The sequence below is a fragment of the Lapillicoccus jejuensis genome (genome assembly GCF_006715055.1).
GTDB lineage: Bacteria > Actinomycetota > Actinomycetes > Actinomycetales > Dermatophilaceae > Lapillicoccus > Lapillicoccus jejuensis.
In genome coordinates, this window is record NZ_VFMN01000001.1 from 4,156,294 (window position 1) to 4,178,888 (window position 22,595).

At 75.6% G+C, this 22,595-nt stretch carries 20 protein-coding genes and 1 other RNA gene; 9 read left to right on the plus strand and 12 right to left on the minus strand.

Annotated elements, in window-relative coordinates; all coding sequences use genetic code 11:
• Genes FB458_RS19265 through FB458_RS19275 form a run of 3 tightly spaced genes read right to left on the minus strand, consistent with a single transcriptional unit; the run spans position 1 to position 3,337 of the window.
• On the minus strand, positions 1-1,164 hold the full coding sequence (locus tag FB458_RS19265; protein ID WP_141849917.1) for an alpha/beta hydrolase: 1,164 nt from the start codon (positions 1,162-1,164) through the stop codon (positions 1-3).
• Complete coding sequence (locus FB458_RS19270; protein WP_141849918.1) at positions 1,161-2,111, minus strand: type 1 glutamine amidotransferase family protein; 951 nt, start codon at positions 2,109-2,111, stop codon at positions 1,161-1,163. Before FB458_RS19270 ends, FB458_RS19265 begins: the two co-directional genes overlap by 4 nt.
• 8 nt (positions 2,112-2,119) lie before the next feature.
• The gene (locus tag FB458_RS19275) at positions 2,120-3,337 is read right to left on the minus strand and encodes an ATP-grasp domain-containing protein (RefSeq protein WP_141849919.1); all 1,218 of its coding nucleotides are present in this window, start codon (positions 3,335-3,337) and stop codon (positions 2,120-2,122) included.
• 153 nt (positions 3,338-3,490) lie between these two features.
• Between FB458_RS19275 and FB458_RS19280 the strand changes: the two genes are divergently transcribed.
• Complete coding sequence (locus tag FB458_RS19280; RefSeq protein WP_141849920.1) at positions 3,491-4,954, plus strand: hypothetical protein; 1,464 nt, start codon at positions 3,491-3,493, stop codon at positions 4,952-4,954.
• 210 nt (positions 4,955-5,164) lie between these two features.
• Positions 5,165-6,631 carry a hypothetical protein gene (locus tag FB458_RS19285; protein WP_141849921.1) on the plus strand — a complete coding sequence of 489 codons (1,467 nt, stop codon included), beginning with the start codon at positions 5,165-5,167 and terminating at the stop codon, positions 6,629-6,631.
• A 6-nt stretch (positions 6,632-6,637) separates the two neighbouring features.
• Here FB458_RS19285 and FB458_RS19290 read toward each other — a convergent pair whose 3' ends face one another.
• Positions 6,638-6,850 carry a methionine aminopeptidase gene (locus FB458_RS19290; RefSeq protein ID WP_141849922.1) on the minus strand — a complete coding sequence of 71 codons (213 nt, stop codon included), beginning with the start codon at positions 6,848-6,850 and terminating at the stop codon, positions 6,638-6,640.
• 203 nt (positions 6,851-7,053) lie between these two features.
• Between FB458_RS19290 and ppgK the strand changes: the two genes are divergently transcribed.
• Positions 7,054-7,839 carry a polyphosphate--glucose phosphotransferase gene (gene ppgK / locus FB458_RS19295; protein WP_141849923.1) on the plus strand — a complete coding sequence of 262 codons (786 nt, stop codon included), beginning with the start codon at positions 7,054-7,056 and terminating at the stop codon, positions 7,837-7,839.
• Positions 7,840-7,860: 21 nt separating this feature from the next.
• Here the strand turns inward: ppgK and FB458_RS19300 are convergent, their stop codons facing one another.
• On the minus strand, positions 7,861-8,523 hold the full coding sequence (locus tag FB458_RS19300) for an MBL fold metallo-hydrolase (RefSeq protein WP_141849924.1): 663 nt from the start codon (positions 8,521-8,523) through the stop codon (positions 7,861-7,863).
• A gap of 62 nt (positions 8,524-8,585) precedes the next feature.
• On the opposite strand from FB458_RS19300, the gene FB458_RS19305 reads away from it, so the two are divergent.
• A complete protein-coding gene (locus FB458_RS19305) occupies positions 8,586-9,590 on the plus strand; it encodes a molybdopterin-dependent oxidoreductase (RefSeq protein WP_141849925.1) in 1,005 nt (334 codons plus the stop codon).
• 70 nt (positions 9,591-9,660) lie between these two features.
• Here FB458_RS19305 and FB458_RS19310 read toward each other — a convergent pair whose 3' ends face one another.
• Positions 9,661-10,611, minus strand: a complete 951-nt coding sequence (locus FB458_RS19310) for a LysR family transcriptional regulator (RefSeq protein WP_141849926.1) — start codon at positions 10,609-10,611, stop codon at positions 9,661-9,663.
• A gap of 147 nt (positions 10,612-10,758) precedes the next feature.
• On the opposite strand from FB458_RS19310, the gene FB458_RS19315 reads away from it, so the two are divergent.
• Both FB458_RS19315 and dctA read left to right on the plus strand, forming a co-directional pair.
• Positions 10,759-11,904, plus strand: coding sequence for a PrpF domain-containing protein (locus FB458_RS19315; protein ID WP_141849927.1), 1,146 nt, complete (start codon positions 10,759-10,761; stop codon positions 11,902-11,904).
• A 70-nt stretch (positions 11,905-11,974) separates the two neighbouring features.
• On the plus strand, positions 11,975-13,285 hold the full coding sequence (gene dctA / locus FB458_RS19320; protein ID WP_141849928.1) for a C4-dicarboxylate transporter DctA: 1,311 nt from the start codon (positions 11,975-11,977) through the stop codon (positions 13,283-13,285).
• A 29-nt stretch (positions 13,286-13,314) separates the two neighbouring features.
• Here dctA and FB458_RS19325 read toward each other — a convergent pair whose 3' ends face one another.
• From FB458_RS19325 to rnpB, 3 genes are all read right to left on the minus strand, one after another.
• Positions 13,315-13,593 (minus strand): hypothetical protein, encoded by a 279-nt coding sequence (locus tag FB458_RS19325; RefSeq protein WP_141849929.1) that lies wholly within the window; start codon positions 13,591-13,593, stop codon positions 13,315-13,317.
• Positions 13,594-14,381: 788 nt separating this feature from the next.
• Positions 14,382-14,669 (minus strand): hypothetical protein, encoded by a 288-nt coding sequence (locus FB458_RS19330; protein WP_141849930.1) that lies wholly within the window; start codon positions 14,667-14,669, stop codon positions 14,382-14,384.
• 442 nt (positions 14,670-15,111) lie between these two features.
• Positions 15,112-15,503, minus strand: an RNA gene (rnpB, locus tag FB458_RS19335) — RNase P RNA component class A.
• Between the two features lie 51 nt (positions 15,504-15,554).
• Here rnpB and FB458_RS19340 point away from each other — a divergent pair.
• Positions 15,555-16,328, plus strand: a complete 774-nt coding sequence (locus FB458_RS19340) for a fructosamine kinase family protein (protein WP_141849931.1) — start codon at positions 15,555-15,557, stop codon at positions 16,326-16,328.
• A 4-nt stretch (positions 16,329-16,332) separates the two neighbouring features.
• On the opposite strand, the gene FB458_RS19345 is transcribed toward FB458_RS19340, so the two are convergent.
• Positions 16,333-17,796 carry an RNB domain-containing ribonuclease gene (locus tag FB458_RS19345; RefSeq protein ID WP_141849932.1) on the minus strand — a complete coding sequence of 488 codons (1,464 nt, stop codon included), beginning with the start codon at positions 17,794-17,796 and terminating at the stop codon, positions 16,333-16,335.
• A gap of 38 nt (positions 17,797-17,834) precedes the next feature.
• On the opposite strand from FB458_RS19345, the gene FB458_RS19350 reads away from it, so the two are divergent.
• Both FB458_RS19350 and FB458_RS19355 read left to right on the plus strand, forming a co-directional pair.
• The gene (locus tag FB458_RS19350; protein WP_141849933.1) at positions 17,835-18,581 is read left to right on the plus strand and encodes a YaaA family protein; all 747 of its coding nucleotides are present in this window, start codon (positions 17,835-17,837) and stop codon (positions 18,579-18,581) included.
• On the plus strand, positions 18,575-19,675 hold the full coding sequence (locus tag FB458_RS19355; protein ID WP_246061386.1) for an SLC13 family permease: 1,101 nt from the start codon (positions 18,575-18,577) through the stop codon (positions 19,673-19,675). Before FB458_RS19350 ends, FB458_RS19355 begins: the two co-directional genes overlap by 7 nt.
• Positions 19,676-19,734: 59 nt before the next feature.
• Here FB458_RS19355 and FB458_RS19360 read toward each other — a convergent pair whose 3' ends face one another.
• Both FB458_RS19360 and FB458_RS19365 read right to left on the minus strand, forming a co-directional pair.
• Positions 19,735-20,415: an HNH endonuclease signature motif containing protein gene (locus tag FB458_RS19360; RefSeq protein WP_141849934.1), complete on the minus strand. Its 681-nt coding sequence runs from the start codon at positions 20,413-20,415 to the stop codon at positions 19,735-19,737.
• A 98-nt stretch (positions 20,416-20,513) separates the two neighbouring features.
• Entirely contained in the window at positions 20,514-22,469 is a 1,956-nt protein-coding gene (locus FB458_RS19365) for a DUF222 domain-containing protein (RefSeq protein WP_141849935.1), read from the minus strand.
• Positions 22,470-22,595: the final 126 nt, after the last annotated feature.

A 22,595-nucleotide genomic window follows, 5' to 3' on the forward strand; every position in this document is an offset into this window, starting at 1 on the left:
CTACTCGTACACGAACTTCTGCTCACCCGGGTAGACCCAGGTCAGCGCGTCGCGCAGCCGGTCGCGCCAGTTCTCCCAGTTGTGCCCGTCGCGGGCCTCGGCGTAGCGCACCTGCGTGCCGACGTCGCGGAAGGTCTGCACCATCGAGCGGTTCGGGGTGATGAGCGGCTCGTAGACGCCGCAGGTCTGGTGGATCCGCTCGACGACCCGCCGTGGGCGGGCGCGGTAGGCGTTGACGAACCTCACGACGGGGTCGAAGGCGGGTCCGCCGCCGTGGTCGTCGCCGATGTCGGTGAAGACCATCGAGGCGGACTGCAGCACGAGCGCCCCGAACTCGCCCGGGTAGCGCACGGCGGTCGACAGCGAGGCGATCCCGCCGAAGCTGCTGCCGAGCAGCGTGCGGGCCCGCGGCGCGTCGACGAGCGGCAGCTGCTCGCCGAGGAAGGGGACGAGCTCGCGGGCGACGAACCGGGCGTGCGGCGCGTGGTTCGCGTACTCGACGAGGCGGTCCCCCGGCGGGACGAAGGCGACGACGAGCGACTCGACCTCGTCGCGGTGCACGAGGTTGTCCAGGACGGTGCGGGCGGCGGCGTAGTCGAGGTAGTCGTAGCCGTCGTGGACGACGAGCAGCGGGTAGCGCCGGGTGCGCCGGAAGCGTGCCGGCAGGTAGACGGCCAGCTCCTGCTCGCGGCGCAGCGCCCGGCTGCGCAGCCGCATCCCGACGACCTCGCCGGGACGGGCCTCGGGGTCGGGACGGGTCCAGTCCGGGACGACGTACCCCGTCGCGGCGCAGACCGAGCTGGCGCCGAAGGGGCCGTGCGCGACGCGGGGGTTGAGCGGGTCCTGGAGGTACTCCTCGCGGTGCCCGCCGCGGACCGTCTCGTACTGGTACTCCACGCGCGAGCCCTCGGGCAGCTCGATGCTCACCCACCACAGGTCGGTGCGCGGCATGCGCTTGAGCCGCAACGGGTCCGGCAGCCCGACGACGCGGTGCCGGACCATGACCTCGTCGGCCTCGCCCCGCCACACGAAGGTCGCGAAGCGGCCCTCCACGACGGGGACGGTGCGCCGGGCGAGGAAGCGGTCGACCGACGCGACGGGGTCGGCGCCGGCGGCGACGCGCTCGCGCAGCCGGTTGACCGCGAGCTTGCGGGGGCGGCTCACGCGGCCTCCCCGACGACGCCCACGGCGCCCTCCGGGGTAAGCACCCGGGTGCCCGGGGGCAGGGCCCCGTCCCCCGCCACCTCGACGCGGGCGCCGTCGTCGAGCAGGACGCACGTCGCGTCGGCGAACCGGCGCACGAGGGTGGCCACCCGCTCGGGGTCGTCGAGCCGTAGCCGGCGCCGGGCGTGGGGCAGGACGACGAGGCCCGGCGCCCGCCGCAGCCCGCGGTCCCAGACCTGCGCCCCGGCGAAGCCGACCGGGTCCTGGTCGCCGACCCGGTCCTGGAAGAGGACGACGCGCTCGGTCATCGCCATCGCCCCGCCGGACCACGCGACGACGTGCTGCTCGGGGCGCGGCCGCACCCGGAACAGCCGCAGCAGCCGGACCAGCTCGCCGACGTGGCCGCCGGCCACCGCGAGGACCGGGGCGTCGGCGAGCAGCCGCTCGACCTCCTCCTGGTGGCGGCGCAGGACGTCGCTGCGCTCGAGCACCCCGCTCGCGACGAGCTCGCCGTAGAGCTGGCCGACGGCGTCGAGGAACCACGTGTCGAGGTCGCGCAGCGCCCGGACGGCGTCGGCGACCCCGGAGGAGCGCACGTCGGGTCGGGCCGCGGCGCGCCGGAGGTCGTCCAGGGCGTCGAGCGCGTGCGCGAGCCGCCGCTCGTACAGGGCGGAGAGCTCGTGCTGGGCGGTGCGCAGGACGACCACCGCCTCGGCGAGCGCGGGGTCCGCCTCGACGACCTCGGCCGCGCGGGCGAACAGGCGCAGCATGCTCCCTCGACCGCCGAGCACCTCCTGGAGCTCGCCGTCGTCGGCCTCGCGCTCCTGCCAGCCGGCGTTGACGACGGCGACCGGGCCGTCGGGGGCGACCTGCTGGACGACGGTGCCGGCGGTGAGCAGGAAGCGCTGCGGGCCGAGCAGGACGGTGCGGCCCGGGGTGGGGGTCACGGGTCGGCTCAACCGGCGTGGACGCGCACGGTGCGGCCCACGTCGTCGAGCATCCCGCGCAGGGCGTCGTAGTCGGGGTGGCGCAGCCGCATCCACGCGTTGGCCATGTATCCCGCCTCGACCGGCTGGGTGGGCGTGCCGGGGTGGGGCAGGTGCTCGTCGAGCAGCCACTCGCCGTAGCGGGCGCGGACCTCGTCGACGCCGCTGTAGCCGTGGACGACGCCGTCGGCCTCGGGCCGCAGCGCGACGATGCCCGCGGCGCAGCGCCGCGACAGGGCGCGGTCGGGCGCGCCGTGGACGAGGACGTGCGCCCACTCGCGGTAGACGTCGACGTCGTTGGCGGCGGAGTAGAGGTCCCAGGCCCCGACCCCCGGCGGGCGGCAGCCGATCTCGCTGAAGCGCAGGCCCTTCTCGCCGAGGAACCACTCCATGTGGGTCGCCGACGTCGTGATGCCGAGGGCGGCGATGACCTTCGCGCCGAGCTCGCGCACCTCGCCGTAGAAGGGGGCGGTGTCGATCCGGTTGGTCGTGAGGAACTGCGGGCTGATCCACCGCTCCCGCATCGCCTCGAGGACGTTCGGGTAGTAGTGCGTGGCCCAGTCGTGGACGACGTGCCCGTCGTGGGCGATGGTGTCGTAGAAGCCCTCGTGGCCCTCGACGAACTCCTCCACGGCGATCGACCCGGCGTCGCCGAAGGCGACCATGGCCGCCTCGAGCTCGGCGTCCGACCCGACCCGGACGGTGCCCTGCGCACCGGCCCCGGCGCGCGGCTTGAGCACGAGCGGGTAGCCGGTGGCGGCGGCGAAGGCGCGCACCTCGTCCGGTGTCGACGCGGCCGTGGACGCCGCCGTCGGGACGCCCGCCTCGCGCAGCGCCTGCTTCATCGACGGCTTGTCGCGGCACAGCCAGGTCGTGCGCACCGACGTCCCCGGGATGCCGCGCCGCTCGCGCACCGCCGCCGCCGTCAGCTGGTGGCTCTCGATGGTCGACTCCAGCCGGTCGACCCACAGCCGCTCCTGCGCCCACGCGACGGCCGCGTCCAGCTGCGTCTCGTCGGTGACGTTCGCCACGCGGTAGTACCCGCGCATCCACGAGCGCAGCTCGTCGTCGAGGTGCTCCTGCGGGGACTCGCCGACCCCTATCACGGTCGCCCCGACCTCGGCCAGCGCCCGGACGAAACGTCGCTGGTTGGCGGGGAACGCCGGCTCGACGAAGACGAAGTTCACCCGAACGACCCTAGTGCGGCCCGGGGGGCGCTTTCTACGCTCGCCGCGGACCACGGTCCCCTCCCCTCCCTCCCCTGCACGTCACCCTCACCTCCTCTGCCTCGGAGCCTGCCCATGCCCCGCCCCACGTCACTGCCCGCTGCCCTCCACCGGGTGCCGACCTCCCTGCGGCGGCTCGCCGGGGTCGGCGTGCTCGCCGCCGCCCTCGTCGCGGGCGGCGCCGTCGCCGCCCCGGCCGCCCCGGTCGCCCCGGTCGCCCCGGCGGCCGTGACGACGGCCGTCCCCGACGGGTCCTACGTGCCGCTCACCCCGGTCCGGCTCGTCGACACCCGCAGCGGTCTCGGCACCCCGAGGGCGCGCCTGGACGGCGGGCGGACGATCACCCCGACCCTCGCCGGCCGGGGCGGTCTGCCCGCCGCCGCGTCGGTCGGCGCCGTCGTCGTCAACCTCACCGTCGTCGGCGCGACCGCCCCCACCTACGTCACCCTCTTCCCCTCCGACGGTGCGCGGCCCGGCACCTCGTCGACCAACGTCGCCGGGCCCGCGCCCGTCGCGACGTCGGCGACCGTGCGGCTGTCCGCCGCCGGCGCGCTGGCCGTCTACAACGCCGCGGGCAGCCTCGACGTGATCGTCGACGTCGTCGGCTACTACGCGCAGAGCACGCCGACGACGCCGTACGGCGGCCTGACGACCCTCACGCCGTACCGCAAGCTCGACTCGCGCACCGCCGCCCCCGGCGAGTGCTCGGGACCCTTCACGAACGACGCCGGCTGCTGGCTCAGCTTCGACTACCTCGACGACCAGGGGAACACCGCCCCGATCAACGACCAGGTCACGGCCTACGTCGTCAACGTCACCGCGACGGGCGCCACCGGCGACGGCTACGTCGTCGCCTGGGACGGGAACGACGTGACGAGCACCCCCGGAGTCTCGACCCTCAACTTCCGCGCGGGCACGACGGTGGCCAACCTCGCGGTGGTCCCGCGCGGCACCAACGACCAGCCGAGCAGCCGCTTCCACGGCAAGCCGTGGATCTACCTGCGCACGCGCCTCCCCGGCGGCGGCGGGGTCCAGGTCGTCGTGGACGTCGTCGGTCTGATGACCCGTCGGGGCGCGCCCGGCGCGGACGACGCACGCTTCGTCCCGCTCACCGCACCCACCCGCGTCGTCGACAGCCGGGTCACGGCGCTCGGCGGGCCGACGCCGTTCGGCCCCGCCGAGACGCGCCCGCAGAGCGGCGCCCCCGTCGTCGACGCCCGCACCAGCGCCCTCGCCGGCAGCCTCACCCTCGTGCGGCCGACCGCGTCGACGTACCTCACCGTCTTCCCCTCCCCGGGCGTCCGCCCGCAGGCGAGCGCGGTCAACGCGGCCGCCGGCGCGGTCGTCACCAACGGCGCCCTCGTCGCCCTGGCGTACCCGCCGCGGGCCCCGTCGGCGACGACGTCGTTCGCGCTCTACAACGCGTCCGGCAGCACGCACGTCGTGCTCGACGTCACGGGGACCTTCGAGGTGGCCGCCACGACCGCGGCCCGGGCGGTCGCCGGCGGGGCCGCCCCGGCCCACGCCGACGGCGCCACCGACGGGGGGTCGGCCCTCGGGGCACCGGCGTCGCGCTGAGCACCCCCGCGCCGGTCGGTCCCGCTCGAGCGCCGTCCGGTCGGCGCGCCTCGTCCGCACGACGGAGTCGGGGCGAACCGCCGGACGGCGGCGACGGGATCACCTATGGTGGCGGAGCCCGGCACCCGCCGCACGTGCTCGCGAGGCGCTCGTGCCGGGCCCGACCGGGCGCGACCGTGCCCGGCCCCGCGACCGAAGGCCGCCGTACCGATGCCCGTGACCCCCGCCGCGCCCCGCCGCGCCCGCTCCGCCCGACGCGCCGCCCTGGCCGCCCTCGCGGCCACCGTCGTCGCCGGCGTGGTCGGTGCGGCACCCGCCCGGGCCATGGTCGACGTCGCCGACGGGACGACCGGGGCCACCGCCACCACCGGCTCCGCCCCCGCCGGGAGCGCGCTCGCGGCGGCGCCGGGCACCGCCGTGGCGGCCGCCACCGCCGGGGACGGCTCGTTCGTCCCCGTCCCCGCGGCCCGGATCGTCGACACCCGCACCGGTCTCGGTGCGCCGCGCGCCAAGGTCGGCCCCGGCGGCACCGTGACGACGAAGGTCACCGGCCGCGCCGGCGTCCCGGCGACCGGCGTCAGCGCGGTCGTCGTCAACCTCACGGTCACCAACGTCACCGCCCCCGGCTACGTCTCGCTCTACCCCGCCGGGGTCCCCCGCCCGACCGCCTCCTCGATCAACTTCCCCGCCGGCTACACGGGGGCGAACCTCGTCACCGTCCGGGTCCCCGACTCGGGCACCCTCGCGGGCTCGCTGGCCGCCTACAACCTCTCGGGCTCGCTCGACCTCGTCCTCGACGTCGTCGGCTACTACTCCTCGGCCACGACGACGTACGGCGGCTACTCCCCCGTGCCGCCGCAGCGGGCCTACGACACCCGGACCGACATCGAGCGCAGCAGCTTCCCCATGGAGCACCGCGAGTTCCGCGAGATCGGCTGGGACTTCGGAGCCCTCGACGGCGAGGTCACGGCGCTGGCGGTCAACATCACCGTCGCCAGGGCGAGCGCCGGCGGCTACGTCACCGCGTGGAGCGGCAGCGGGACCAAGCCCGGCACGTCGTCGGTCAACTTCCGGCCGGGCGTCGACGTCGCCAACTTCGCCATCGTGCAGCGCGGCACCGTCACCGCCCCGGGCGGTGCGCAGGTGCCCTCGGCGCGCTTCGACCTGTGGTCCCTCGGCGGCAACGCCGCCGTCATCGTCGACCTCGTCGGCGCCTACACGACCAAGGGCCACGGGGACGACGCGCGCTTCGTCCCGCTCAGCTCGCCGACGCGCATCCTCGACACGCGGGTGTCCGGTCAGGGCGCACCGGCCATCACGCAGGGCCAGACCCGGGCGTTCTCCGCCCGCTCCGTGGCGACGAGCAGCACCCTGGCGCTGGCCGCCAACCTCACCCTCGTCAACCCGGGCGACTCGACCTACCTCACGGCCTGGCCGTCCGGTGGCCCCAGGCCGACGGTCAGCTCGGTCAACGGCAACGCTCACGCGGTCGTCGCCAACGGCGCGCTCATCGGCCTCAGCTCCCCGACGGCGACCGCCCCGACCCTGCCGAGCGCCTACAACCTCTACAACTACCGCAACACGGCCAACGCGGTGCTCGACGTCGCCGGCCTGTTCGTCACGCCGCCGGCGCCGACCACGGGGTCGATCGCCGCGCCGTCGCGCGTCGGGGGCTGAGCGCCCTCAGTCCTCGAGGTCCTCGTCCGTGATCCCGGCGCCGCCGCGGGCGTTCCAGTCGCGGTCCTCGGCGTCCCACTGCTCGGTGCGCTCGCGCGCGCTCTGCAGGGCGCGGGAGGCCTCGTCCTGGCTGGCGTAGGGACCCATGACGTGGGCGCCCTGGCTCTTGGTCTCGTCGGTCTCGACCTGGCCGCTGTCGACGTTGTACCAGTACTGCACGGGGGCTCCTCGGGGACGCGGGCGGACGGGACGCCGGGGCACCGGCGCCACCGCGACTCCACCGCATCGCGGCGGGGCGCGCAAGTGTCGCCCCACCGGCGCGGGACGGTCCCGGGCTGCAAGGATGGGCCCGCCCCGGCGGGGCGCGGGCACGGACCCGGGGCGCGGTCAGGCGCCCGGGCGCGGAGACGGAGGCGGAGCAGATGAGCAAGAAGCACGGTCACCCGCTCGGGATCGATGTGGGCGGCAGCGGGATCAAGGGCGCGCCGGTCGACCTGGACCAGGGCGCGTTCGCGGCCAAGCGGCTGAAGATCCTCACCCCGAAGCCGGCGACCCCGGAGGCCGTCATCGAGGTCATCGGGCAGATCGTCGAGCACTTCGCCGACGAGGTCGGTGACGCCCCGATCGGGGTGACCGTGCCCGCCGTCGTCACGCACGGCACGGTGCGCTCCGCCGCCAACATCGACCGGACCTGGATCGACTTCGACGGCGAGCGGGCGATGGAGAAGGCCCTCGGCCGTGACGTCACCCTCGTCAACGACGCCGACGCCGCGGGGTACGCCGAGCTGCACTACGGCGCCGCCTCGAAGGAGGACGGCCTGGTCATCCTCACCACGCTCGGCACCGGCATCGGCAGTGCGCTGCTCTACGACAACATGCTCGTGCCGAACAGCGAGCTGGGGCACCTCGAGATCGACGGGTACGACGCCGAGAAGCGCGCCGCCTCCTCGATCAAGGACATCGAGGGGCTGACCTACCCGCAGTACGCCGAGCGCCTGCAGCGCTACTACGAGGTCGTCGAGGCGCTCTTCTCCCCCGACCTGTTCGTCGTCGGCGGCGGGGTCTCCAAGGACGCGGCGGAGTTCCTGCCGCTGCTCAAGCTGCGCACCCCGATCATCCCCGCCGTCCTGCAGAACAAGGCGGGCATCATCGGCGCCGCGCGGCTGGCCGCCGAGGCGGCCGGCACCTGGCTGCCCGCGAAGGACTGACCGCAGGACCGTCCGGCGCCGTCACACCTCGTGGGCGGCGCCGTCGGACAGGTCGAGCACCCGCAGCCCGCCGCCCTCGCGCGCCCCGAAGCGGGACACGTGGTCGAGGTAGAGCCCGACGCCCACGTCGGACAGCAGCGCCTGGTGGATCGGCGTGATGGTCGCCGGCGCGACCCGGCGGACGAAGTCGATCGTCTCGGCCACCTTGGCCCACGGCGCGCTGAGCGGCACGGCGAGGACGTCGACCTGCCCCGGCTCGCCATCGTACGCGTCGCCCGGGTGGTAGAGGCTGGGCTCGTCCGCAGCGCGCAGCACGACCCCGACGTTGGTGCAGCGCGGGACGCCGTCGTGGTTGACCGCGTGCAGCTCGCCGACGGCGTGCACCGTCGCGCCGGCGACGGCGTGCGCGTCGCCCCCGACGAGGGTGCGCACGGGCCCGTGGCCGTGCTCCTCGAGCAGGGCGGCGCTCTGCGGGTCGGCGAGCAGCACCGCGTCCGGGTTGGCCGAGAGGAGCGCGGGCAGCCGGTCGAGGTCGAGGTGGTCGGCGTGCTGGTGGGTCACGACGACGGCGTCGAGGCCGCTCAGGTCGTCCAGCCCGGTGCAGAAGGTGCCGGGGTCGACCAGGACGCGCGCCCCGCCCGTCTCGACGAGCAGGCCGGCGTGTCCGAGGTGGGTGAGTCGCATGACCCCACGCTAGGCGCAGCGGGTCGTCCGTGCGGGGGGCCGGGGCGACGTACGGTGGCGGGATGGGCCGCTGGAGCAACCTCGCGCTGGCCTGGCTCGTGCCGCTGGCGGTGCTCACCGGGTTCGTCACCTTCGCGGTGGGCGACGCCGGCGCGCTGCCGGCGGCGGTGCTGCACGGCGCGACCGCCCTCGCGGTCCTCGCGCTGGTGCCGTGGAAGTCGGCCGTCGTCCGGCGCGGCCTGCGCCGCGCCCGCCCGGGGCGCAGCACCTCGCTCGTCCTCACGGCGCTGACCCTGCTCGCGCTCGCGACCGGCGTCCTGCACGTGCTCGGCGTCCTCGGCGACGGGCTGCCCGTCACGGTCATGCAGGCGCACGTCGGCGCCGGGCTGGTGGCCGTCGCGTTCGTCGTCGCCCACGCCCACGACCGGCGGGTGCGCGCCCGCCGCGAGGACGCGCTGTCGCGGCGCGGCGCCCTGCGCGTCGGTGGCGTGCTGCTGGCCGGCGCCGCCGGGAGCGCGGCCCTGCTCACCGGCGGGGCCGGGGTGGCGGCCGCCGGCACCCGGCGGTCGACCGGGTCGTTCCGGCTCGACCCGGACACGCCGCAGGCGCTGCCCGCTACGACGTGGCTGCTCGACACCGTGCCGGCGGTGGACGAGGCGACGTGGCGGCTCACGGTGGTCGCCGGCGGCCGCGAGCGCGCCTGGTCGGTGGCCGACCTCGCGCCGTACGACGACGCGGTGACCGCGGTGCTGGACTGCACGAGCGGGTGGTGGAGCCGGCAGACCTGGCAGGGGGTGCGGCTGGCCCGGCTGCTCCCGCCGGGGACGAGCACGTCGAGCGGGACGGTGCTCGTCACCAGCGTCACCGGCTACTCCCGCCGGCTGCCGCTCACCGACGACCTGCTCCTCGCCCGCCGGGTGGGGGGACGGGACCTCGCCCCCGGCACCGGCTGGCCGGCACGGCTCGTCGTCCCGGGCCGCCGGGGCCACCACTGGGTCAAGTGGGTGCAGCGGGTCGAGGTCGTCGACGGCCCGTGGTGGGCCCAGACGCCGCTGCCCTGGCGCTGAGGCACGCTCCACCCGGCGGACCGCCCCCGGCGGGATGCCGCCAAAGTGCGGCGCGGCCGCGGTCCCTCACCTAGCGTGGCGCCTGCGTGCCGGCCGGGGATCCCCGAGTCAACCGGTCGGCACGCCCCACCCGCGCGACCTCGCGGCAGACGACGACCGCTTCCTGCGCCGCGGGGCTGAGCCGGGAGTGCGCGAGCCAGGCGAGCACGACCCGCCGCGCGGGCGCGGCGGTGAGCGGCACGGCGACGACGTCCGGGCGCAGGGCGCTCAGCGCGAGCCGGGGCGCCAGGGCGATCCCGATGCCGGCGGCGACCATGCCCTGGGTCTCCTGGTAGTCGTTGGCGGCGAAGGCCACCTGCGGCTCGAAGCCCGCCGAGCGGCACACCCGGCGCAGGACGTCGGCGACCGGGTGCTCGTCGCGGACCACCCACTGCTGGTCGCGCAGGCCGTCCACGCGGACCGAGCGACGGCCGGCGAGCGGGTGGTCGCGCGGGACGAGCAGCAGGGTCGGGTCGCTCGTCAGGGTGGCGACGCCCAGGTCGGGATCGTCGATGCGCTGCCACGGGTAGTCCCACAGCAGGGTGAGCTCGACGGCGCGCCGCTTGACCGCGTCGACGAGGCCGTCACGGCGGGCGCTGACGACCGTGACGTCGACGTCGGGGTGGCGGGCCCGGAAGGCGAGCACGACGTCGGGGACGAGCGAGGCGCCGACGGTGGGGAAGGTGCCGAGGCGCAGCTTGCCCCGGCGCAGCCCGGCGAACTCGTCCATCTCCGCCCGCGCCGCGTCGAGGGTGCGGTCGAGGTCGTCGGCGTAGCGCAGCAGCGCCTGACCGGCCTCGGTGAGCACGACCCCGCGCGGGTGGCGCTCGACGAGCGGGACGCCGACCTCGTGCTCGAGCTTCGAGACCTGTTGCGAGACAGCGGAGGTCGTGAAGGACAGCCGCGCCGCGGCGGCCCCGAGCGAGCCGGCGCGCGCCACCTCGCGCAGGACGTGCAGTCGTCGCAGGTCGAGGCCGGCCATGGGGCAGGACCCTACCCTGACTTAAGCAGAAGTCGACCGAGGTCGACATTCCTGTGATTGTGCTGAAGTCGGGGCGACGCCATCGTGGGACGGGTCAGGCACCGCGGCCCTCACCGCGGCGCACCCAGCGGGTGGAGGGAGTGGGCCGTGCAGCTGCGAGGCCACTGGTACCGGGGCGGCACGAGCAAGTGCTGGCTCTTCGACGCCGACGAGGTGGCGCGGCACGCGCCGACCCGCGACGCCGTACGGCGGCTGCTGGCCGACGCCTTCGGCGCCTCGGACGCCCGGCAGCTCGACGGCGTCGGCGGGGGCACGTCGACGACGTCCAAGGCCGCCGTCGTCTCCCCCACGCCCAGCGGGCCGGCCGACCTGGACTACCTCTTCGCGCAGGTCGGCATCGGCGACCCGACCGTCGAGCTCGGCTCCAACTGCGGCAACTGCGCCACCGCCATCGCCCTGTACGCCGTCCAGCACGGCCTGGTCCCGCTCGGCGAGGTCGTCACCCGGGTGCGGATGCGCAACCTCAACACCGGCGCCGTCCTCACGGGCACGGTGGCGACGCCGCGCCGCCGCGCGCCCCTCTCGGGGTCGGCCACGGTGCCCGGCAGCGCGGCCCCGGGCGTGCCCGTCCGGCTCTCGTTCCACGCCCCGTGGGGCGGCACGACGGGCGTGACGCTGCCGACGGGGCAGTCGGCGCAGGACCTGGCCGTCGGGGGCCGCACCCTCCCCGCGACGATGGTCGACGCCGGCGCCCCCGCCGTCCTCGTGCCCGCCGCCGCGGCCGGGGTCGACCTGTCCGTCATGCAGGGTCCGATGAGCGCCGAGCTCCCCCTGCTGCTCCAGGTCCGCGCCGCCGCCGGCCTGGCGATGGGCCTGCGCGGCCCCGCGGACCCGCCGCAGCACGCCGTACCGAAGGTCGGTGTCGTCGCTCCCCCGCAGCGGTACGTCGCCGCGGACGGCTCGGTCGTCGAGGCGGCCGACCACGACCTGCGGGTGCGGATGGTCTCCATGCTCGCCCCGCACCCCGCCATCGGGCTCACCTCGGCCGTCGCCGTCGCCGTGGCCGCCGCCCGGCCGGGCTCGGTCGTCGCGCGGGAGCGGGGCCGGACCGCGGCGTCGTCCGCGACCCGGCTGCGGCTCGGCACCCCCGCCGGGGTCGTCGCCACCGAGGTCGTCACCGACGCCGACGGCCGGGTCGTCGAGGTCGTCCTCGACCGCGCCGCCCGGCATCTGGCCACCGCCGACATCGAGGTGGCCGCGGACGCCGCGGCCGCCCTCGCCCGCACCGCCTGACCCGCGCCGTTCGCCCCATCCCACCCCGCGCCCTGTCATCGTGGACGGGCCGACCCAGGAGAGCTGTTCGATGAAGATCAAGACCATCCTCGGGCACCTGTACGTCCAGGTCCTGCTCGCCGTGGCCCTCGGCGTCCTCGTGGGGTCCCTGTGGCCCGACCTCGGCGCCCAGCTCAAGCCGCTCGGCGACGCCTTCGTCGCCCTGGTGACGTTCATGATCGCGCCGATCGTGTTCTGCACCATCGTCTCCGGCATCACCTCGATGAAGGACACGACGAAGGTCGGCCCGACCCTGCTGCGGTCGCTCGGCCTGTTCTACGTCCTCACCGCGCTCGCCCTCGCGCTCGGGCTGGGCTCGGTCCTGCTCCTCCACCCCGGGTCCGGGATGCACGTCGACCCCGCCCACCTCGACCCGCGCGTCGCGGCGAAGTACGCGAGCCAGGTCCACGACAACACCGTCGTCGGTTTCCTCATGAGCATCATCCCGACGTCCTTCGTGGGCGCCTTCGCCGACGGCGAGGTGCTGCCCGTGCTGTTCCTCGCCCTGCTGTGCGGCTTCGCGTTCGCCAGGCTGGGGACGCAGGGCCAGGTCGCCCTCGACGTCGTGAACAGCCTGGGGAGGATGTTCTTCACCGTCTTCGGCTTCCTCATGCGGGTCGCCCCGATCGGCGCGTTCGGCGCGATGGCCTTCACCGTCGGCAAGTACGGCGCGCACTCGATCGGCAACCTCGGTCTGCTCATCCTCAGCTTCTACGCGGCGTGCCTCGCGTTCGTCGTCATCGGCCTCGGGACGCTGGCCCGGCTCACCGGCGTCAGCCTGTGGCGGGTCCTGCGCTACTTCCGCGACGAGATCCTCGTCGTGCTGGCGACGTCGTCCAGCGAGCCGGTCCTCCCGCGGCTGATGGAAAAGCTCGAGCGGCTCGGCTGCGACCGCGGCGTCGTCGGTCTCGTCGTCCCGACCGGCTACTCGTTCAACCTCACCGGCACCGCCGTCTACCTCACGCTGGCGTCGATGTTCATCGCCCAAGCCACCGACACCCACCTCGGGTGGCAGCAGATCCTCCTCATGCTCGGCATGATGCTGCTGACCTCCAAGGGCGCGGCCGGGGTGACCGGCAGCGGGTTCGTCGCCCTCGTCGCCACCCTCAGCGTCATGCCGACCCTGCCGCTCGCCGGGGTCGCGCTCATCGTCGGCATCGACCGGTTCATGAGCGAGGCGCGGGCCCTGACGAGCACGGTGTGCAACATCGTCTGCTGCCTCGCGGTCGCCCGGTGGCAGAAGGCGCTCGACCTGTCGGTGCTGCGCGCCGAGCTGCAGCAGGGGTACGTCGCCCCGGCCGTCGAGCCGCGCGTCCTCGTCGCCCCGGTGCCGACGCACTGAGGCACCGGCACCCCTCGTCGTCCCCGGTCTCAGTCGAGGTCGGGGACGACGTGCAGGTGGCGCAGCCGGCGCCCGGTGGGCGGCTCGGGGAGCACGACCGCCGGCGGCTGGTGGACGCGGGTCGGCGGGTCCCACGGCGCGCGGCGGGTGACGGAGACGCGGACCGGGACCCGGATGTGGCCGCGCTGGATGGCGACCCCGATCACCGACGGCGTGACGCCGTACCGCTGGGCGATCCGCCGCCGCGACCAGCCGCGGCGGAGCAGCTCGCCCGCTTCGCGGTAGTTGATGGGGGGTTCGACCGGCATAAGGACGAGTGAAGCATGACCGAACGGATGATGCAGGCGGTTCGGTGGTTCTGCGCTCGCCCTGTCGTCGTCCTGTCGTCGTCATGTCGTGGTCGGGGGATGAGCCGGTCGGTACGCCGGGCTCCGCTCCCCCACCGGGCAGCCGTCGTCCCCGGCATCGCCAGCTGGCGGTCCACGACGACGACGTGGACCTGCACCCGGTCGGCCGTCAGCGCGCGCCCCTCCCCCGGGCCGCGGCCCGGCGCCGGCGATCAGCCAGACCAGACCCTGCAGGTGCGGCGCCATCGCCTCCGCGATCGCGCTCACCTGGGCGACGGTCAGCGGCGTCACCGGCCGCGGCTCGACCTTGGGCAGCCGAGTCCGCACGCACGGGCTGCGCGGGATCAGCTGGTCGTCGACGGCCGCGGCGAACACCGCACGGACGTAGACGCAGAGCACTCGCCGCGCGGCGGGCCCGAGCGACGTCGCGCCGGACACGAGGTTCTGCACGTCGGTCGGGGTCGACCGGTCGCTGTGCGAGCTCGCCGAGCTGACCGGCCTCACCCAGACCGCGATCCGCCGCGCCCTCGACCAGGCCGGCGTCCCCCGCCGAGGCCGCGGCGCCCAGGTCGTGCACGACCGACTCGACACCGGGGGCAGGCACGCTCCCCATTGAGCACCCACCCCCGGCCCATCCACCGGGCTCTTCACTTCGACCTCACTGCCCCGGAACGAGCCGAGGCGTCGAGACCGGACCGTCTCAACGTACGCGCACGGCCGCCCCACCGATAGGGGCGTTGCGACCGCAGCTACTCAGGTCCCGGGAAGGCGTCCTCCTCGAACCACACGATGACTCGTCGTTGGGCCTCTGGCTCGAGCCGGTCGGCGATCGAGTCCGCGACTTGCCCCGTGCGCACTCCCTTCACGGCACAGACGTGAATGTGCACTGCGTCTGGCAGCACCCGGATGCCTGCCACCCGGCGCGACGGCAGGTAGGTCGCGATCTCACCGAAGGTGCCTGGGTAGAGGCTGACGACGCCAGGGACGCCGAGCGCCAAGTCGCGCAGGCGTTCGGCAAGGTCGTCCGCCTGATCCATCTCTGCGTACTATCCAGTCGGGTCGGTGGTCAAGCCCTTCCTGGCAGGTACGTAGCCTCGACGTCAGGGCTCAGCGCGCGAGCTACCGCCTCTGCGACTGGACCCCCGGCGCCGGCCCGGTCGAGGCGTGGCTGACCCGATGGGCCGAGCACGGCTGGGTGCCCGAGTGGCCCCCGCCGAACGCCGGCGTCGAGGTCGTGGTCGGCGGCGCGCGTCGGGTCGTCCGCTGGGCCATGGTCCGGACAGGCACCTTCGCCGACTCCGGGGCCGATCAGCGCGCCGATCAGCGCGCCGATCCTGGTCCCGATCTGGTCCCTCCCAGCTCGACCAGGTCCCTCCTCGGTCCCTCCACCGACCGACACGAACTGACGCCGACTGACATGGATTCCGAGCACCAACGAGCAGGTCAGAGCCCCGAGGGGCCTGCCTGAGCGTGGTTCGGGGGATGAGCCGGTCGGTACGCCGGGTTCTGTCCCGCGTCCCGTCGCCGGGAGCGCGGTGGCGACCATCCATCTCGACCGGCCATCGCTGACCGGTTCCAGCGTCCTACCCGCAGGCTCGGGCGGGCCGCCCTCGAACGCCTGCTGTCTGGACTTGCTCCAGGTGGGGTTTACCGAGCCGCCCCCGTCACCGGGGGCGCTGGTGGTCTCTTACACCACCGTTTCACCCTTACCGCCGGACCTCGCGGTCCGGAGGCGGTCTGTTCTCTGTGGCACTGTCCCGCGGATCACTCCGGGTGGCTGTTGGCCACCACCTCGCCCTGTGGAGCCCGGACGTTCCTCGGCAGGCCCGCCCCTCGCGGGACGGTCCTGACGCGGCCGCCTGACCGGCTCATCCGCGGCCCAGTCTAGGGGGACGGGCCGGGCGGCAGGTTACGGTGCACCCGTGCCGGCGCCCACCTTCCGCAAGGCGCACTCCGCCGCGCCCCCGGGCTACTTCCGGTGGGAGGCCGCCGGTCTGCGCTGGCTCGCCGCGGCCCACGACGGCGTGCCGGTCGTGCGGGTGCTGCGCGCCGACGACCGCGGGCTCGACCTCGAGCGGCTGACCCCGGGCCACGCAGGCCTCCCGGCCGCCGAGGAGCTGGGTCGGCGCCTCGCCGCCACCCACGCCGCCGGCGCCCCGCGGTGGGGCGCCCCGCCCGTCGGCTGGTCCGGGGACGGGTGGTACGGCCCGCTCGCCGAGACGCTGCCGCTGGGGCTCGCCCCGGCCGCGACCTGGGGCGAGCTCGTCGCCGACCAGCGCGTGCTTCCGCTGCTGGCCGAGGGCCGCCGCCGCGGGGTGTACGACGACGCCGACGCCCGCCTCCTCGAGCGGCTCGCCGACCGGCTGCGCGACGGTCTCGCCGCGACCGACGACACCCCGGCGCGGCTGCACGGCGACCTGTGGTCGGGCAACGTCGTGTGGACCTCCGGCGGGGCCGTGCTCGTCGACCCCGCGGCGCACGGCGGGCACCGGGAGGCGGACCTGGCGATGCTGGCGCTGTTCGGGGCGCCGTACCTCGAGCGGGTGCTCGCCGCCTACGACGAGGCGGTCCCGCTGGCCGACGGCTGGCGCGAGCGGGTCACCCTGCACCAGCTGCACCCGCTCATGCTGCACGCGTGCGTGTTCGGCGGGGCGTACGTCGAGCAGAGCCTCGAGGTCGCGCGCGCCTGGGCGTGAGGGGTCAGGACGTGACCTCGAGGGCGACCTTCCCGGTGGTGACGTCGGCGCCGGTGCAGCGCACGGTGACCCGGTCGCCGAGGTCGGCGCGGCCCGCCGGGTCGGCGGCGTCGCCGAGGATCGCCGGGTCGCTCAGCTGGACGACGACGCGGCCCTCCTTGCGGTCGACCACGGAGGCCGGAAAGGTCTGTCCCACCCGCGGGCCCATGACGGCCGCCTCGACCGCGTCGGTGCAGGCCCGCTCGACCGCCGACGCGCGCTGGTCGGCGCCGCGCATGATGCCGGGCAGCTCGGGCAGCGCCTCGCGCACCCAGGCCGGGACCTCCTCGCCGGCGGCGAGCGCCGCGCAGACGACGAGACCGAAACGGTCGACCAGGCGGCGCAGCGGCGCGGTGACGTGCGCGTACGGCGCCGCGACGGCCGCGTGCTCCTGCTGCGTCGGGAGCTCCCCGTCGAACGGGGTGTACCCGGCGCCGCGGAACAGGCTCGTCGCCTCGTGGACGAGGGCCAGGTGGCGGGGGTCGGCGAGGTCGAGGCGCCGCAGCAGCTCACCGTACGGGAGGTCGGTGGGCCAGTCGGCGCCCAGCGCCGCGGCCTGGCGGCGGAAGCGGGCCAGGGCGGCGCCGTCGGGGGCCGGCATGGTGCGCAGCAGGCCGACGCGGCCGTCGAGCATGATCCGCGCCGCGACCATGCCGGTCATGAGGCTGAGCTGGGCGTTCCAGTCCTCGGCGGGGACGGGCGGGCGGAAGGTGACGGTGTAACCGCCGTCGTCGCGCTGGTCGACCTGCTGCTCGGGCAGCGGGAGGCTGGCGCCGCCGCGGGCGCGCTCGAGGGCGATCCGCCGCTCCCCCACCTGCTTGAGCAGGACGAGCCGCTCGTCGGCGGTGCCCGCGTCGACGTCGTGCTGGACCTGGGCGTAGTCGAGCCGGTCGGTGCTGCGGACCCGGGCGCGGTACAGGTCGTGAGCGGTGACCTCGCCGGTGGCGTCGAGGCGCAGGTCCCAGACGAAGGCGGAGCGCACCTGCCCCGGCAGCAGGCTCGCGGCGTCCTCGCTGAGCCGCGGCGGGTGCAGCGGGGCGCGCTCGTCGGGGCAGTAGACGGTCGTCCCGCGGCGGCGGGCCTCGACGTCGATGGCCCCGCCGGGGCGGACGACGGCGGGGACGTCGGCGATGGCGTAGCGCACCCGGTGGCCGTCGCCGTCGCGCTCGATGTGCAGGGCCTGGTCGAGGTCCATCGAGCCCGGCGGGTCGATGGTGCAGAACGGGACCGCGGTCTCGTCGCGGTCGGGCAGCGCGACGTGGGCGGCCGCGTCGTCGGCCTCGGCGAGGACCTCCGGCGGGAAGGCCTCGGGGACGTGCTGCTCGGCGCGGACGGCGGCGAAGCGGGCCACCAGCGCGGCCACGTCCTCGACGTCGACGGTCGCCGGGACCGGGGTCGTGGTGCGGTACCGCCAGACGCGCGAGGCCATGACGGCACTCTAGGTCGGCCCCACTACTGTTGCCGCTCGTGCTCGTCCTCCTGCCGCCCTCGGAGGGCAAGACCGCAGCGCGCCGGGGCAAGCCGCTCGACCTCGCGTCGCTCTCCTTCCCCGAGCTGACGGGCACCCGGTCCGCGGTCCTCGAGGCCCTCGCGCAGGTCAGCGCGCGGCCGGACGCCCTCTCGGCGCTCGGGGTGCCCCCGGGGCTGGCGGCGGAGGTCGAGCGCAACACCCGGCTCGCGACGGAGCCGACGGCCACGGCCGGCACGGTCTACAGCGGGGTCCTGTACGACGCCCTCGACCTGGCCTGCCTCGACACGGCCGCCCGCCGTCGCGCGGGTCGGTGGCTCGTCGTGGTCTCGGGGCTCTTCGGGGCGCTGCGGGTGGGCGACCGGATCCCGGCGTACCGGCTGTCGATGGCCGCCCGGCTGCCCGGGGTGGGACCGTTGGCGGGCGCGTGGCGCGAGCCCCTGGCGCAGGTGCTGCCCGCCGCGGCGGGCCGGGGCGTCGTCGTCGACTGCCGCAGCTCGACGTACGTCTCCGCGTGGACGCCGCAGGGGCCGCTGGCGCGGCGCTGGGTCGCCGTGAAGGTGCCGGGGGCGACGCACCAGGCCAAGCACATCCGCGGGCTCGTCGCCCGGCACCTGCTGGAGGCGGGTGTCGACGTACGGACGCCCGGGACACTGGCGCAGGTCGTCGGGCAGGCTTTCGACGTGCGCATGCAGGAGCCGGTCCGGGCCGGGCAGCCGTGGGTCCTCGAGGTGGGTCGGTGCTGAGCGGGGCCGAGCTGTCCGACCTCGCGGGGCGCGTCGTCCCGGTGCTCGGGTTCCTCGTCGCCATCACGGTCGTCGCCGAGATCGCCGACCTCGCCGGGGTGTTCGACGTCGCCGCGCACTGGGCGGCGCGCGCCGGGCGGGGGCGGGTGTGGGTGCTGTGGCTGCTGGTCGTCGGGCTCGCCTGCGTGGCGACCATCGTCCTCAGCCTCGACACCACGGCGGTGCTGCTGACCCCGGTCGCGGTCACCGTCGCGCGCCAGGTCGGGGTCCCGCCGCTGCCGTTCGCGATGGCGACGCTGTGGCTGGCCAACACCGGGTCGCTGCTGCTGCCCGTCTCGAACCTCACCAACCTCCTCGCCCTGCACCGGCTCGACGTCCTGGGGGTGGGGCACTCGGGGTACCTGCGCACGGCGTGGGCTCCCGCTCTGGCCGCCATCGTCGCGACGGTGCTCGTGCTCGCCGTGCGGCACCGACGCGCCCTCACCGGCCGGTACGACGCCCCGTCCGCGCCGGAGCCGCACGACCGGGTGCTGCTCGTCGTCGCGGGGGCGTGCTGCGTGCTGCTCGGGCCGGCCTTCGTCGCCGGTCTGACGCCGTGGATACCGTCGACGATCGCGGCGGTCGTGCTGGTCATCACCACGATGGTGCGGGACCGCTCGCTGCTGCGGCGGGTGTCCGTGCCCTGGAAGATGGTCATCGGGGTGAGCGTGCTGTTCCTCGTCGTGCAGCTCGCCCTCGACCACGGGCTGAAGGACCTGCTGGCCCACCTGGTCGGGACCGGGAACGGGGCCGGCGCGCTGTTCCGGGTCGGGGCCGTGGGCGCGCTCGCCGCGAACCTCGTCAACAACCTGCCGGCGTACCTGGCGCTGGAGTCGGTCTCGTCCGACACGGTGGGTCGGCTCTTCGCGCTGCTCATCGGCGTCAACGTCGGTCCCCTCGTCACGGTGTGGGCGTCGCTCGCGACGCTGCTGTGGCGGCAGCGGTGCCGGTCGGCCGGGCTGGAGGTGAAGGCGGCGTACCTCGCGCGGGAGGGTCTGCTGTGCGCGGTCGTCGCCGTCGGCGCCGCGGTCGGCGCGCTCGTCCTCGTCGCCTGAGGTCAGGGGCACGGTCGCCGAGTCCCCGTCTCCCGAGTCCCCGTCTCCCGGCTCGTGCGTCAGGCGGCGCGGTCGGTGGGTCGGTCGGGGTGGGTGTCGTAGGTGTGGCCCAGGGGTGAGGTCCAGGTGCAGGTGCCGTCGGGGTGCAGGTCGTACCGCCAGGGGGTGTGGGTCTTGAGGCGGTGGTGGCCGGTGCAGAGGGCGGCGAGGTTGGTGGCGGTGGTGGGTCCGGTCGGGTAGGGCTGGACGTGGTCGAGCTGGCAGCGGGTGGCGGTGGTGGTGCAGCCGGGGAAGCGGCAGTGGCCGTCGCGGGCGCGGACGGCGCGGGCCAGGGCGGCGCCGGGTCGGTAGGTGGTGGGGTCGTGGGTGGTCAGGGTGTCGGTGTCGGGGTGGCAGCCGTGCAGGCGCAGGCGGGTGTCGGGGTCGGCGAGGAGCCGGACGATGGCGTCGGGCAGCAGGACCCCGACGCGGGGGTGCTCGACCCCGATCACCCACGGCAGCAGCGAGGACGGATCTGCCGTCGGTGGCCGAGGGGCGGACGCCGTCGGGGGCGCCGGTGTCGCCAGGTGGTGCGGGTCGGGCTCCGTCCCCGGGGAGGTGGGACGGTCATCGACCAGCTGCAGGTGACGTCGGGCTCGGATGACGGGCATGCCGTGGACGAGGACGAGGTGCTCCTCGGGCTCCAGGAACGGGCTGTGGCGCAGCACCGCCTGGACGCGGGCGACCAGGTCGCTGCGCACGTGGTGCAGGCGGTCCGGCGCGCGGTCAGCAACGGGCTCAGCGACCAGCTCGACCGGGCAACCCCCTTTCTCGGCGACACGCTCGGCGTCCGGCTCGGTCAGGCAGTCCACACTGTCGGCGTCCGGCTCCACGAGCGGCACGGCAGCCGGATCGACCGGGCGATCCAACGGCTCGGAGACCGGCTCGGAGACCGGCTCGCAGACCGGCTCGGAGACCGGCTCAACCGGTCGATCTTCGTTCTCGATGATCGGCTCGGCGTCCGGCTCGGCGTCCGGCTCGGCGTCCGGCTCGGCGCGGCGTCCGGCTCGGCGTCCGGCTCGGCGTCCGGCTCGGCGTCCGGCTCGGCGTCCGGCTCGGCGTCCGGCTCGGCGTCCGGCTCGGCGTCCGGCTCGGCGTCCGGCTCGGCGTCCGGCTCGGCGTCCGGCTCGGCGTCCGGCTCGGCGTCCGGCTCGGCGTCCGGCTCGGCGTCCGGCTCGGCGTCCGGCTCGGCGTCCGGCTCGGCGTCCGGCTCGGCGTCCGGCTCGGCGTCCGGCTCGGCGTCCGGCTCGGCGTCCGGCTCGGCGTCCGGCTCGGCGTCCGGCTCGGCGTCCGGCTCGGCGTCCGGCTCGGCGTCCGGCTCGGCGTCCGGCTCGGCGTCCGGCTCGGCGTCCGGCTCGGCGTCCGGCTCGGCGTCCGGCTCGGCGTCCGGCTCGGCGTCCGGCTCGGCGTCCGGCTCGGCGTCCGGCTCGGCGTCCGGCTCGGCGTCCGGCTCGGCGTCCGGCTCGGCGTCCGGCTCGGCGTCCGGCTCGGCGTCCGGCTCGGCGTCCGGCTCGGCGTCCGGCTCGGCGTCCGGCTCGGCGTCCGGCTCGGCGTCCGGCTCGGCGTCCGGCTCGGCGTCCGGCTCGGCGTCCGGCTCGGCGTCCGGCTCGGCGTCCGGCTCGGCGTCCGGCTCGGCGTCCGGCTCGGCGTCCGGTTGGGCGTCCGGCTCGGCGGTGGGCCACTCCGTGAGCGGCAGTGTGAGGTCGACGGTGGTGGTGACCGTGGCCTGGCCCAGGACCAGCGCCACGAGCGCGTCGGCCCGAGCGGCTTCGACACCGCGCCGACGCGGACGGGTCCCGTCGTCCGCCTCCGCCCGCGGCCCGTCGTCTCCCACCTGGTCTCCCACCTGGTCGGGGTCGCGGAGCCGGGACGAGGCGGCGGTCTCGTCGGCGCGCAGGATCTCATCCGCCAGCGCGTCGATCACCGCCCACATCGCCAACGAGTCCTCGCTTCGCAGCACCGCCGACCACGACGACACCCCCGGCTCCAGCCCGGCCCGCACCCGCACGTGCCGGCCCTCGAGCGCCGCCGCCGTGTGCCGGCGCAGACCGTCCGGGTCGACGTCCGCGGCGACCTGAGCGACCCGCTGCCGCAGCGCCGGCGTGGCCAGGTCCGGCAGCCGCCGCCGGTAGCGCCGCTTCCCCAGCCCCGGGTGCACCGCGACCAGGTCGAACTCCCCCCGCTTGTTCACCGCGACCAGCTGCGCCTGCCCGGCCACCACCCGCGCATGGTGCCCCGACAGCCGCCCGGCCCGGGCCAACGCGAACGTCTCCGGCAACGACCCGACCAGCATCCGCGCGTCCTCGAGCACGCCCTCGGTCGCCCGGGGCGACAGCTGCAGCACCGGCAGCAACGTCGCCGCCGTGTCCTCGTGCGCGGACAGCGCTCCCCGCAGCCGCTGCGGAGCGCCGTCCAGCCCCCGCTCGCGCCGGTCCGCCGCCCACTGCTCCTCCAGCGCCTCGACCGCCTCCTCGTCCCGCCGCGCGAGCGCCTCGATCGCCGCGACCTGCGCCGCGTCGACCACCGCCGACAACCGTCGGCACAGCTCCACCACCGCCACCGCCGACAACCGTCGGCACAGCTCCACCACCGCCACCGCCTCCCCCGACGGCAGCGCCAGGAGCTCCCTGTCGCCCAACGCGCCGAGACCGGCCGCCACCGACCACGGGGATAGCGCACCGTCGGCGACGTCCTGAGCCATGGTCGAGAAGGCGGCGCGCTCGTCAGCGCACTGCTCGCGCTCCTTGCGTGTCACCGCCTCCAGCATGGTTCCTCCGTCGCTAGTTCGAACTGGTGTTCGAATTCTACGCGCTGGAGACGTTCCGGACAAGGGTGCGACGCAGCCCTGGGGACAACGCCTTCGACGGCGCGCTCACCGCCA